This window comes from Streptomyces sp. C10-9-1 (assembly GCF_024497955.1).
GTDB lineage: Bacteria > Actinomycetota > Actinomycetes > Streptomycetales > Streptomycetaceae > Streptomyces > Streptomyces sanyensis.
In genome coordinates this window covers 139,721-151,914 of record NZ_JANHKP010000007.1, presented here as the reverse complement: position 1 = coordinate 151,914, position 12,194 = coordinate 139,721, and the positions used below count along the sequence as shown (strand labels likewise).

The window sequence follows — 12,194 nt, the reverse complement described above, 5'->3', positions numbered from 1 at the left end:
GTGGCGCGGTCCGCCGGGGACACGCAGTCGGCGCAGGGGACGTCCGTGGGGATCGAGAGCGACCAGCTGGTCTACGACTACCTGAGCCGGGTCGGGGACCTGGCCCAGCAGGCCCAGCTGCCGTCCGGGCAGCGGATGCGGCTGGTCACCGAGTTGCGGGGCGAGATCGAGAAGCAGCGCGGCCGGGTGGGCGGAAGCAGCCCGGCGGGAGTGCGCCGCATCCTCGGCCGTCTGGGCACCCCGCACGAGGTGGTCGCCGCGGCGGCCTCCGGCGGCCCCGGTGCCGCGGCGCCCCCGGAGGCGCCGCGGGGCGGCCCCTCGCCCGCCGTGCCCGAGGCGGCCCCCGTGCCCGAGGCGGCCCCCGTGCCCGAGGCCGCCGCGGCTCCCGGGACGGAGCCCTCCGGGGCGCCGGAGCCGTCCCCGGAGCGGACCGGGCCCCGGGCGCGGCTGCGGCTGCCCCGCCCCCGGACGCGTGAGGCGCCGGGCCCGCCCGCCGCCTCCCCGCCGCACCTGGCGGGCACGGACGAACTCGGCACCGCCGGCTCCGAACCGGACTGGTGGCGGATGGGCGCCGCCCCGTCCGCCGCGGACCCCTTCGACGCGGGGCCGTTCGGCGCGGGAGCCCGGGTCCCGGGATTCGTCGGCGGGGTGGAGGTGCCGGAGATACTCCGGCCGCCGCGCGATGAGCAGGACGAGGACCAGGACGACGGCGCCGGTGACGGGGACGGCGCACCGGACGCCCCGCGGGCCGGGCGCCGCCTGCTGCCGCGGCTGCTGCGCCGCGGCGCAGCAGCGGCCCCTGCGGCGGAGGAGGCCCCGGCGGGCGGGCGGGCCCTCGGCAGTCCGCTGCTCCTGCTGGCCGCCGTGCTGCTCGTCGCCGGTGCCGTCGCCGGCTCCCTGATCGCGCTCGGGGCGGGGTGGCTCATCGCCTACGGCTCGCGGCGGCTGACGCCGGGGCAGTCCAAGGCGGCCGTCCTGTACCTGCCGGGCGCGGCCGTCGCCGCGGGGCTCGTCTGGCTCTGGGGGCGCCTCGACGGCCGCTGGGGGGCAGCCGTCCCCGAGGGCGGCATGGGGGAGGCGCTGTCCGGCACGTGGCCCTGGGTGCTCAAGGGGGCGGCCCTCGCCTCGGCGCTCTTCCTCCTCTGGCGGGCCCGCGCGGCGCGCTGACCCGGGCGCTCCGGGCCGGTCCCGCGCCCCGGGGAACGCCTGTCCGGCGCCGCCGGGCGCACCGGCACAATGGGGGCCATGACCTCGCACGCCTCCCCCCGGACGCCGTTCACGGTCGGGTTCGACCTCGACATGACGCTGATCGACTCCCGGCCCGGCATCCACGCCGCCTACCGGGCGCTCTCCGCGGAGACCGGGGTGTGGATCGACGCCGACCTCGCGGTCACCCGCCTCGGCCCGCCGCTGGAGCAGGAGCTGGCCGAGTGGTTCCCCGAGGAGCGGATCCGGGAGATGGGCGACCGCTACCGGGAGCTGTACCCCCGCCACGCGATCGGGCCGACGACGGCGATGCCGGGTGCCCGGGAGGCGGTCGAGGCGGTACGGGAGCTCGGCGGCCGGGCGATCGTGGTCACCGCCAAGCACCAGCCGAACGCGGTGCTGCACCTGACGCACCTGGGCATCGCCCCGGACGCCACGATCGGCTGGCTGTGGGCCGAGGCCAAGGCCGAGGCGCTGCGGGAGCACGACGCGGCCGTGTACGTGGGAGACCACCTCGGCGACGTGCGCGGGGCGCGGGCGGCGGGGGCGCTGTCGGTGGCCGTGCCGACGGGGCCCTGCGACGCCGCCGCGCTGCGCGGGGCCGGGGCGGACGTGGTGCTCGACGACCTGACCGCGTTCCCCGCGTGGCTGAAGGAGCACCGCTCCGTGTCCTGAACGGGCCCCGCGCGGTGCGGCCCGCGGACGCCGGAGCGCGGAGGGCCCGCTCCGGCGGCGGTCAGGAGCGAGTAGATCCGGCCTGACGCCGCTGCGCGGCGATCGAGCGCATCACCCCGGCCCCGGCGATCAGGAAACCGACGCCCATCAGCATGGACACGGCATATGCGAGGGTCGGGAAGGGGTCGGTCCCCAGGAACAGTGGGGCCACCGTGACCAGAGTGGCCACCGCGCCGATGATGAAGACGACGGCGCCGACGCGGACCAGCCCGTCACCCGGTGCCGCGGAGTCGCCAGCAGGAGTAGCAGTCATTCGGCCAGGGTAGTTCCCCTCCGCGGACGAACCGATCGGGGACGTCTTGTCAGCGGCCTGTGGACCATTAGCCTTGAGACTGGCGGGTCGGACGGCCCGCTGTAGTGCTATCCAGAGCCGTTTTCCGGCGCCCGGCCGGCGCCCGGCGCCCCACGAGTACGAGGACGAGGACAGACGTGCCCACCGGCAAAGTCAAGTGGTTCAACAGCGAGAAGGGCTTCGGCTTTCTCTCCCGCGACGACGGCGGCGACGTCTTCGTGCACTCGTCCGTGCTCCCGTCCGGAGTCGACGCGCTGAAGCCGGGCCAGCGGGTGGAGTTCGGCGTGGTCGCGGGCCAGCGCGGCGACCAGGCCCTCTCCGTCACCCTGCTCGACCCCGCGCCCTCGGTGGCGGCCGCCCAGCGCCGCAAGCCGGACGAACTGGCGTCGATCGTGCAGGACCTGACGACACTGCTGGAGAACATCACGCCCATGCTGGAGCGGGGGCGCTACCCCGACAAGACGCAGGGGAAGAAGATCGCCGGACTGCTCCGGGCGGTCGCCGACCAGCTCGACGTCTGACCGCGACCGGCTCCGCCCGGCCGGGCGTCCGACCGGCCCCCGGAGCCGGTCGGTGCCCGGGCGTCCGACCGGCCCGCCGGGCCCTCAGGCGAAGTCCAGCGCGTCCGGCCCGAGGGCGGGCACCAGACCCTCGGCCGCGGCCCGGGTCAGCAGCCCGCGGACGGCGGCGTAGCCCGCCTCGCCCAGGTCGTGGGTGAACTCGTTGACGTAGAGCCCGATGTGCTGGTCGGCGACCGCCGGGTCCATCTCCTGCGCATGGGCGAGGACGTACGGGCGGGAGGCCGCCGGGTCGTCCCAGGCCATCCGCACCGAGGCGCGCGCCGAGTCGGCCAGCAGGCGAAGGGCCGGCGCGCCCAGCGAGCGCCGGGCGATGATCGCGCCGAGCGGGATCGGCAGCCCCGTCGTGGACTCCCAGTGCTCGCCCATGTCCGCCAGCGCGTGCAGGCCGAAGCGCCGGTAGGTGAAGCGCGCCTCGTGGATGACCAGCCCCGCGTCCACCGCACCGTCCCGCACCGCGGGCATGATCTCGTGGAAGGGCATCACCACCACCTCGCCGACGCCGCCCGGCACGGCCTCCGCCGCCCAGAGCCGGAACAGCAGGTACGCCGTCGAGCGCTCGCTCGGCACCGCGACCCGCCTGCCCGTCAGCCCGGTGCCCGGCTCCCGGGTCAGCACCAGCGGCCCGCAGCCGCGCCCCAGCGCCCCGCCGCACGGCAGCAGCGCGTACTCGTCGAGTACCCAGGGCAGCACCGCGTAGGACACCTTCAGCACGTCCAGCTCCCCGCGCTCGGCCATCCCGTTGGTGACGTCGATGTCGGCGAAGGTGACGTCCAGCTCCGGCGCGCCCGGCACCCGTCCGTGCGCCCACGCGTCGAAGACGAAGGTGTCGTTCGGGCAGGGGGAGTAGGCGATCGACAGGGTCACGGCTGCTCCTTGGCGAGGACGGGGGTGAGCCGGCGGAAGGCGCCGCGGAGTGCGTCCAGGGCCTCGCCGATGCGCCAGGCGGACCGGTCGCGCGGCCCCACGGCATTCGAGACCGCCCGGATCTCGACCACGGGCAGCCCGTGCGCGGCGGCCGCCTCCGCGACGCCGAAGCCCTCCATGGCCTCCGCCGCGGCCCGCGGGTGGCGCCGGGCCAGCGCGGCGGCGCGCTCGGCGGTGCCGGTCACGGTGGAGACCGTCAGCACGGGGGCGTGGGCCGCGCCCAGCACCCGGGCGATCCGCGCGGACAGGGCCGCCGGGGGGTGGTGGACGCTGCGGCCGAAGCCCAGCTCGTCCACCGGGAGGAAGCCCTCCGGGGTGTCGGCGCCGAGGTCGGCCGCGACGATCGCGTCCGCGACGACGAGCGAGCCGACCGGGGCGTGCGGGACGAAACCGCCGCCGATGCCCGCCGAGACGACGAGGCCGTAGGCCCCCGGTCCGGCGGCGGTGAGGGCGGTGGCGGTGGCGGCGGCAGCGGCGGCGGGGCCGACCCCGGCGACGACCGCGTCGACGACGGGGCCGCGGGTCAGGTCGTACCCGCCCGGCAGCGCGGCGGACTCCCCCGCGGCGGCGGCCCCGGCCTCCGCCGCCACGGCGGTCACGACCAGTACGCGCACCTCAGGCCTTCCGGCTCAGTCCTTCTCGAACTGGAAGCGGTAGATCCCGATGACCTTGCTGCCCTCGGTCTCCATGACGTTCACGTCGACCGAGGAGGTCGGCTCACCGGTCGCGGAGGAGAAGAACGCGTTGCCGGGGATGGTCCGGTAGGTCTTCTTGTACGGCTCCTGCTCGACCGGCTGCGCACCGAAGAGCAGCGTCCAGCCGTTGTCCGCGATCTCGGGGTCGACGCCGATGCGGACCTTGTCGTCGAGCCCGAAGGAGATCTTCGTGGGGGTGCCCTCGGTGAGGCACTTCTGCACCTCGGACTCCTTGATGGCCTTGCCGTCGTTGTAGCAGGTGGCCTCGGCGTGCACGGACTCCGTGCCGACCGTCACCGTCACGAGCGGCGTCGGCTTGTCGCAGGCGGAGAGGACGAGGAGGCCGGCGGACACGGCGCCGAGGGCGGCAGCGGCCCGGCGGCGCTTGCCGGAGAAGAACGCAACGGTCATGGGCCGAAGGCTATCGGGCGCGGTCGGCCCTGCGTCGCGGGGGTACGGCGCGGCGCGCGGTCGTCCCCCGCGGGGGACGCATCCGGGTGAGGCCGGCGCCCCGCCCGGCGGGTCCCCCGCGTCCGCCGCGACCCCGCCGCGCGCGTCCCCGCTCCCGGCGGCCTCAGGCGACCCGGGCCGACCGCGGCGGACTGCCGCGGCGGGAGGCGCTCAGCAGCCCCCGGCCCGCCAGCAGCAGCCCCGTGCCGATGATGCAGGCGGCCACCGCCATCCCCACCGTCCCGTTCAGCGGGAGCGAGATGCCGATCGCCCCGCCGACGACCCACGCCATCTGGAGCAGCGTCTCGGAGCGCGCGAACGCGGAGGTGCGCACCTGCTCGGGGACGTCCCGCTGGATCAGCGCGTCCAGGGAGAGCTTCGAGAGCGCCTGCGAGAACCCGGCCGTCGCGCCGAGCACCGCGACCATGCCCGCCCCGAAGAACACCGAGGCCAGCACCGCCGCCGTGAGGACCAGCAGCAGCATGGTGACGATGATCACCTCCGGCCCGCGGGCCCTGAGCCACGAGCCCACGGCCGTTCCCAGGGCGTTGCCCACGCCCGCCGCGACGCCGACGATCCCGAGGGACACCGCGGCCGACTGGCCCGGCAGCGGATGGTCGCGCAGCAGGAAGGCCAGGAAGAAGATCAGGAAGCCGGACAGCCCGCGGTGCGCCGCGTTCGCCTGGAGGCCGTGCAGCACCGAGGGCCCCACCGTCCGCAGGCTCGGCTTCTTCTCCCCGTGGGTCAGCATGTGGGCCTTGCGCTCGCCCTTCGCCGAGTCGACCTTCGGCGGCATGGTGAAGGCCCAGAAGGTGCCGAGGACGAACAGGGCGCACGCCCCGTACAGCGGCCACTCCGGCCCGATCCGCTGGAGCCCCACCCCGACCGGCGCGGCGATCCCGGTCGCCAGCAGCCCCGACAGAGTGACCCGCGAGTTGGCCTTGACCAGGGAGAACTTCGGTGGCAGCAGACGTGGCACGACCGCGCTGCGCACCACGCCGTACGCCTTCGACGACACCAGCACGCCCAGCGCCGCCGGGTACAGCTCCAGCCCCCCGGAGGCGACCGCGCCGGACATCAGCAGCGCCAGCAGCGCCCGGGCGAGCATCGCCCCCGCCATCGCCGCCCTGCGGCCGTGCGGGATGTGGTCCAGCAGGGGGCCGATCACCGGGGCGAGCAGGGTGAAGGGCGCCATGGTGATGGCCAGGTACAGGGCGACGCGCCCGCGCGCCTCGTCCGTGGGGACCGAGAAGAAGACCGTCGAGGCGAGCGCCACGGTGATCATGACGTCGCCCGCGCCGTTCACGGCGTGCAGCTCGATCAGTTTGCCGAGGCCCGACTCCCCGGCGCCGTGGGCGTGGGTGATCCTGCGGATCCGCCGCCCCGCGCCGGTGAAGGGCCGGTGCAGGGCGCGGCCCACCGCCCGGCCCGCTCGCCCGAGCGGCCCGGCAGTGTCGGACGACCCTTCGGCTGCCACCTCGTCATAGTGCCCCAACCTCCCTCCTCGCGAACCGCGATCACCGCTCTCGCATGCGGCGTGTTGGCCGCGGAGGGCGTTCCGGCGGGCTCTCCGGCGCCCCGCGGAACCGCCCGCCGCGGAAGTCGATCCGTGCCTTCTCGGGACGCGCATGTGGGCGGGGAGCGGTGAAGGGGGTAGCGTGCGTAGCGCGCCACCGGCGGTTGTTCTCGGCCGCGCGCCTCTTCGGCATCCCGCAGAATGGATGACGTCAGGTGTGCCCGGAAACTGAGCGGTCCGGGCGTGGACGTCGATGCGGCCCGAAGGTCCGCTCCGCCCATGCCCCGTACCTCCCGCCCGGCACGCGCACCCGTGAGACGGCGTAGGAGAGAAGCGAGACCTGTGAGTGCTGCGACGACGCGAAGCCGTACCCCCGACCGCCTGTGCGCCGAGGCGGTAGACCTCGCCCGGGAGGCGGCCGAGGAGGCCGCGGCCCCGGGAGTGGTCGGCGAGCACGTGGGCCTCGTCTCCGAAGGGGACCGGGTCGTCACCCACTTCTTCGAGTGCAAGGAGCCCGGCTACCGGGGCTGGCGCTGGGCCGTCACGGTGGCCCGCGCCTCCCGCGCCCGCTTCGTGACGCTCGACGAAACCGTCCTGCTGCCCGGACCGGACGCCCTCCTCGCCCCCGAGTGGGTCCCCTGGAGCGAACGCCTGCGCCCCGGTGACATGGGCCCCGGCGACCTGCTCCCCACGGACGCCGAGGACCTGCGCCTGGAGCCCGGCTACACCGCCGAGGACGAGCCGCCGCCGAACTCCGCGCTCGCCGCGCCGGCGCCCTCGCACGACCTCGCCGAGCGCGTCGACGCCGAGGACGCCGAGCTCACCGACCGCGCCCCGCAGGCCGCTGCGGAGGACAAGAACGGGCGCGGCCAGGTCGCGTCCCTCGCCGAGGAGCTCGGGATGCGCCGGGCCCGCGTGCTGTCCCGCTACGGGCTGCACACCGCGGCCGACCGCTGGGACGAGTCCTTCGGCCCGAAGACGCCCATGGCGCAGGCGGCCCCGGCCTCCTGCCAGACCTGCGGCTTCCTGGTCCCGGTCGCCGGGTCGCTGGGTCAGGCCTTCGGCATCTGCGCCAACGAGTTCTCCCCGGCGGACGGACGCGTGGTGTCCTTCTCCTACGGCTGCGGCGGCCACTCGGAGGCGGCGGTCATGCCGAAGCCGCCGGTCCCGGCGCCGCCGGTGCTCGACTCGGTGACCGCGGACGCCTTCCCGCTGCGCCCGGACCGCGACAGCGGGTCGGTCTCCACCGAGACCGACGCCGAGTCGGAGGACCTCGGCCACTCGTAGCGGCGGCCCACGCGTGGCGGCGGCCTCGCGTCGTGACGGCCACGTGTAGCGGGCGACCACGTGTGGCGGGCAGCCACACATGGCGGGCGGCCACGTGTGGCGACGCCCCGGCGGCCCGGCCCGGGCCCCTGCCCGCGTCCCCCGCGGCGGCCGCCCCGCCGCCGGCCGCCCCTCCGCGCCCGCCCACCCCCTCGGTGACCGTCCCGACACCGACCGCGCCGACGGGGACCGGAACGGGTGGGCGGCCGGGCGGGGCGGCCGCCGGACGCGGTACCTTCGCCACAGGCACAGCCCCGGGGCAGCGCCCCACCCCACAGAGCGGAGTCGCAGCGTGAGCGTCCACACCACCGAGGGGGCCGACCCGTTCGCCACGGCGCGCCTGCGGCGCGGGGTGCTCGACGCCTGGGGCGCGGGCCCCGCACGCTTCCGGGAGGACGCCAACGCCGAGGAGGACCTCGCGCTCGGCGGCTACCGCGACCGCCTCGTCGTCGAACTCGCCCAGAACGCCGCCGACGCCGCCGCCCGCGCGGGAGTCCCCGGCCGACTGCGGCTGACCCTGCGCCCCGGCACCGACGGCGAGCCCACCGTGCTGGCCGCCGCCAACACCGGCGCCCCGCTCGACGCCGCCGGGGTGGAGTCGCTGAGCACCCTGCGCGCCTCCGCCAAACGCGAGGGCCAGGAGGCGTCCGTCGGCCGCTTCGGCGTCGGCTTCGCCGCCGTCCTCGCCGTCAGCGACGAGCCCGCCGTCCTCGGGCGCCACGGCGGCGTCCGCTGGTCCCTGCCCGAGGCGCGCGAGATGGTCTCCCGGGCGGCGCAGGCCAGCCCCGGGCTCGGCGACGAGCTGCGGCGCCGCGACGGCCATGTGCCGCTGCTGCGTCTGCCGCTGCCCGCCGAGGGCACCGCCCCCGAGGGCTACGACACCGTCGTGGTGCTGCCGCTGCGCGACGGCGCCGCCGTGGACCTGGTCGAACGGCTGCTCGCCGGCATCGACGACGCCCTGCTGCTGACCCTCCCCGGACTCGCCGAGCTCCTCGTGGAGACACCGGAGGGCGTCCGCCGGGTGTCCCGCTCCACCGACGGCCCCTACGTCCGCCTCGACGACAGCACCCGCGGCGAGCGCCGCTGGCGGGTGGTGAGCCGCTCCGGAGCGACCGACCCCGCCCTGCTGGCGGACCGCCCCACCGAGGAGCGGCTGCGCCCGCACTGGTCCGTCACCTGGGCCGTCCCGGCCGGCGCCGAGGGCGCCCCCGCCCGCCCGGAGACCGCGCCCGTGGTCCACGCGCCGACCCCCACCGACGAGCCCCTGGGCGTGCCCGCGCTGCTGATCGCCTCCCTGCCGCTGGACCCGACCCGGCGGCACCCCGCCCCCGGCCCGCTGACCGACTTCCTGGTCGAGCGCGCGGCCGAGGCGTACGCCGAACTCCTGGGCGCCTGGCAGCCCGTGACCACCGCCACCATCGACCTGGTGCCCGGCCCGCTCGGCAAGGGCACCCTGGACGGCGCCCTGCGCGCCGCGATCCTGGACCGGCTCCCGCGCACCGCCTTCCTGGAGCCCGCCCTGCCCCGTGAGGACGCCGCGGCGGAGCCCCGTGAGGACGCCGCGCTCACCGGCGACGCGTCCGGCCTCCCGGACCGCGAGGCGCCCCCCGCGCTGCGGCCCATCGAGGCCGAGGTGCTGGAAGGGGCGGGCGGCGAGACCGTGCGGGTCCTCGCCGAGGTGCTGCCGAGCCTGCTGCCCGCGGGCCTGGAGCGCCGGGTGGAGCTGCGCACCCTGGGCGTGGCGCGGGTCCCCCTGACCGAGGCGATCGACCGGCTCGCCGGGCTGGAACGCGCCCCCGAGTGGTGGCGCAGGCTCTACGACAGCCTCGCGGGCGTGGACCCCGACCGGCTCACCGGCCTGCCGGTCCCGCTCGCCGACGGCCGCACCACCATCGGACCCCGCCAGACCCTGCTGCCGCTCGCCGACACCCCGCCCCACCTGGCCCGCCTCGGCCTGAAGGTGGTCCACCCGGACGCGGCGCACCCGCTGCTGGAGAAGCTCGGCGCACTGCCCGCCACCCCCCGCGCGGTGCTGACGACCCCCCAGGTCCGGGCCGCGGTCGCGGCCTCCCTCGACGAGGGCGAGATCTGGGACGAGGACGCCGACACCCTCGACGCCGAGGAACTGGCGGAGACCGTGCTCGCCCTGGTGCGGGACGCCGAGCTGGAGCCGGGCGACGAGCCCTGGCTCGGGGCGCTGGCCCTGCCGGACGAGGACGGCGAACCCGCCCCGGCCGGTGAACTGGTGCTGCCCTCAAGCGCGTTCGCCTCGGTGATGCGCCAGGGCGAACTCGCCCTGTGCGACCGGGAACTGGCGGACCGCTGGGGCGAGGCGCCGCTGGCCGCCTGCGGGGTGCTGGCCGACTTCGCCCTCGTCCGCGCCACCGACGTCGTCCTCGACCCCGACGAACTGGAGCCCCGGGAGGGCGACTTCGCCGAACCGGACGACGTCGGCCTGCTGGACGCCGTCGACGTGTGGTGCGAGGACGTGCTCGACCGGCTCCCCGACAGCCCGGTCCCCCCGGTGGCCACCGAACTGGTCGCCGTGCGCGACCTCGACCTCGTGGACGACGACCGATGGCCGCAGGCGCTCGCCCTGCTGGCCCGGCCCCCGCTGCGGGACGCGCTCACCCAGCCGGTCCGCGTCCTGATGCCCGACGGCACCACCGAGACCGTCCGCCCCTACACGGCCTGGTGGCTGCGTGACCACCCGGTGCTCGACGGCCGCCGCCCGGCGGGGCTGCGGGCCTCGGGCGCGGATCCGCTGCTGGACGGGCTCTACGCCCCGGCGGACACCACCGGCTTCGAGGACGCCCAGGTGCTCCACGCCCTCGGCGTGCGGACCTCCGTCGCCGCCCTGCTCCAGGAGCCGGGCGGGGCCGCCGAACTGCTGTCCCGGCTGGCCGACCCGGACCGCCCCGTCCGCCCCGCCCAGCTCCACGGCCTCTACACGGCGATGGCCGACCTCGACCCGGAGCAGGTCACCCTTCCGGACGAACTCCGCGCGGTCCTGGACGGTGAGTCCGCCGTCGTGGACGCCGTCGACGCGGTCGTCGCCGACAGCCCCGACCTGCTCCCGTTCGCCTCGGGCCTGCCCCTGCTGCCGGTGGCCCCCTCGCGCGCGGCCGACCTGGCGGAACTCTTCCAGGTCCGCCGGCTGAGCGAGACGGTCACCGCCGGGGTGGCGGGCGACGGCGAGGTGCACGAGGTCCCGGACCCGGTCCGCACCCTGCTCGGCCCGGACACCCCCGAGACCTATGTGGAGCACGAGGAGCTGCTGGTCGCGGGCGTGGAACTGGACTGGTACCGGGCCCCCGACGGCGTGCTCCACGCGGCCACCTTCGAGGGCGTGGCGGCGGGCCTGGCCTGGGCGACCGGCCAGTGGCCGCGCCGCTTCGAGGTCGCCGCCCTGCTGGAGGACCCCTCCCGCACGGCGGAGCTGGAGCGCGACCGCTGGTTCGACGCGTAGGGCCCGCGGCGGGGCGGCCGTCCGCACGCGGCCGCTCCGCGCGGCGGCCACCCGCCGAGGCGACGCCGCAGTTCCGCTGATCGGGGGCAGTCCACCGTGAGCAAGGCCCGGGAGAACCGTGAACCGACCGCTGCTGTTCCTCGACGTGGACGGACCGCTCAACCCGTACGCGGCCAAGCCGCAGAGGCGTCCCGAGGGTTACACCACGCTCAGGGTCCCCCGGAACGGCGCCCACGAGGACGACAGGAGCCTCTCGTCCCGACGACCACTACGTGTCTGGCTCAACCCGGAGCACGGACCAATCCTGCTCCGGCTCGGCTTCGAGCTGTGCTGGGCCACCACATGGATGGACGAGGCCAACCGGTGGATCGCACCGGTCCTGGGCCTTCCGGAACTCCCCTTCGTGGACTTCGGCGACGTTCTGTTCCAGGAACGCCCTGATGGAGTCCACTGGAAGACCGGGCCGCTGGTGGACTACGCGGGCGGCCGTCCTTTCGCCTGGGTGGACGACGAGCAGAGCGAGCCGGATCAGGCTTACGTGAGCGCCCACCACCAAGCCCCCGGGCTCCTCCACCACGTCAACCCGCGGATCGGCCTCCGGGAGGACGACTTCCGTGCACTCGCCGACTTCGCCCGGTCCCTGCACCCCTCACGAAGCACCGGCTGAGCGCCTCACCAGTTCCCCAGGCTGTTCCGTACTCGGCGCCAGGGTTCCTGCGGGGCAGCCCTTGATCCTGTGCCGGAAACCTCCATGCAACTGCGGCATTCTCGACAGGCGTGCAGTGTTACAGATCCCGGGTGCGAACTCGCAATTCGGGATGACAGAAGCTCGTCGATGCCACTCGTCTTGGCTGATCACGACACGACAAGCATGGCTGTTGCTCCCGCTACGGAGAGCGTCGTGAGGCCGAACCCCACACATCTGAAGAGCCGTCGCATCGAATCGTCTGCATGCCCGTAGAGAGTTCTCGTGACGAGTTTCGAGAAGAGGCTGGCGCCA

11 protein-coding genes are annotated in these 12,194 nt (G+C 75.9%); 6 read left to right on the top strand and 5 right to left on the bottom strand.

Translation table 11 applies throughout. From position 1 onward, the window contains the following. Positions 1-45 precede the first annotated feature (45 nt). Complete coding sequence (locus NPS70_RS11940) at positions 46-1,167, top strand: hypothetical protein (RefSeq protein WP_256524144.1); 1,122 nt, start codon at positions 46-48, stop codon at positions 1,165-1,167. A gap of 78 nt (positions 1,168-1,245) precedes the next feature. Continuing rightward, positions 1,246-1,881 carry an HAD family hydrolase gene (locus tag NPS70_RS11935; protein ID WP_256524143.1) on the top strand — a complete coding sequence of 212 codons (636 nt, stop codon included), beginning with the start codon at positions 1,246-1,248 and terminating at the stop codon, positions 1,879-1,881. A 61-nt stretch (positions 1,882-1,942) separates the two neighbouring features. On the opposite strand, the gene NPS70_RS11930 is transcribed toward NPS70_RS11935, so the two are convergent. Beyond that, positions 1,943-2,194 (bottom strand): hypothetical protein, encoded by a 252-nt coding sequence (locus NPS70_RS11930; RefSeq protein WP_256524142.1) that lies wholly within the window; start codon positions 2,192-2,194, stop codon positions 1,943-1,945. A gap of 176 nt (positions 2,195-2,370) precedes the next feature. Here NPS70_RS11930 and NPS70_RS28520 point away from each other — a divergent pair, with 176 nt between their 5' ends. After that, the gene (locus NPS70_RS28520) at positions 2,371-2,754 is read left to right on the top strand and encodes a cold-shock protein (RefSeq protein ID WP_308315005.1); all 384 of its coding nucleotides are present in this window, start codon (positions 2,371-2,373) and stop codon (positions 2,752-2,754) included. Positions 2,755-2,838: 84 nt separating this feature from the next. On the opposite strand, the gene NPS70_RS11920 is transcribed toward NPS70_RS28520, so the two are convergent. The 4 genes from NPS70_RS11920 to NPS70_RS11905 form a co-directional block, all read right to left on the bottom strand. Continuing rightward, positions 2,839-3,678: a 1,4-dihydroxy-6-naphthoate synthase gene (locus tag NPS70_RS11920; protein WP_256524141.1), complete on the bottom strand. Its 840-nt coding sequence runs from the start codon at positions 3,676-3,678 to the stop codon at positions 2,839-2,841. Continuing rightward, positions 3,675-4,352 carry a futalosine hydrolase gene (locus NPS70_RS11915; RefSeq protein ID WP_256524140.1) on the bottom strand — a complete coding sequence of 226 codons (678 nt, stop codon included), beginning with the start codon at positions 4,350-4,352 and terminating at the stop codon, positions 3,675-3,677. Before NPS70_RS11915 ends, NPS70_RS11920 begins: the two co-directional genes overlap by 4 nt. Positions 4,353-4,367: 15 nt before the next feature. Then, on the bottom strand, positions 4,368-4,844 hold the full coding sequence (locus NPS70_RS11910) for a DUF2771 domain-containing protein (RefSeq protein WP_256524139.1): 477 nt from the start codon (positions 4,842-4,844) through the stop codon (positions 4,368-4,370). Positions 4,845-5,007: 163 nt separating this feature from the next. Further along, on the bottom strand, positions 5,008-6,360 hold the full coding sequence (locus NPS70_RS11905; RefSeq protein ID WP_308315004.1) for an MFS transporter: 1,353 nt from the start codon (positions 6,358-6,360) through the stop codon (positions 5,008-5,010). A gap of 381 nt (positions 6,361-6,741) precedes the next feature. Between NPS70_RS11905 and NPS70_RS11900 the strand changes: the two genes are divergently transcribed. From NPS70_RS11900 to NPS70_RS11890, 3 genes are all read left to right on the top strand, one after another. Next, entirely contained in the window at positions 6,742-7,686 is a 945-nt protein-coding gene (locus NPS70_RS11900) for a DUF3027 domain-containing protein (RefSeq protein WP_256524137.1), read from the top strand. A 331-nt stretch (positions 7,687-8,017) separates the two neighbouring features. Further along, on the top strand, positions 8,018-11,194 hold the full coding sequence (locus NPS70_RS11895; protein WP_256524136.1) for a sacsin N-terminal ATP-binding-like domain-containing protein: 3,177 nt from the start codon (positions 8,018-8,020) through the stop codon (positions 11,192-11,194). Positions 11,195-11,312: 118 nt separating this feature from the next. Further along, complete coding sequence (locus tag NPS70_RS11890) at positions 11,313-11,861, top strand: hypothetical protein (protein WP_256524135.1); 549 nt, start codon at positions 11,313-11,315, stop codon at positions 11,859-11,861. Positions 11,862-12,194 lie beyond the last annotated feature (333 nt).

Excerpts from the sequence above, each read along its gene's own strand:
- NPS70_RS11910 (WP_256524139.1), bottom strand. The coding sequence starts at position 4,844 with ATGACCGTTGCGTTCTTCTCCGGCAAGCGCCGCCGGGCCGCTGCCGCC.
- NPS70_RS11935 (WP_256524143.1), top strand. The coding sequence starts at position 1,246 with ATGACCTCGCACGCCTCCCCCCGGACGCCGTTCACGGTCGGGTTCGAC.
- NPS70_RS11930 (WP_256524142.1), bottom strand. The coding sequence starts at position 2,194 with ATGACTGCTACTCCTGCTGGCGACTCCGCGGCACCGGGTGACGGGCTG.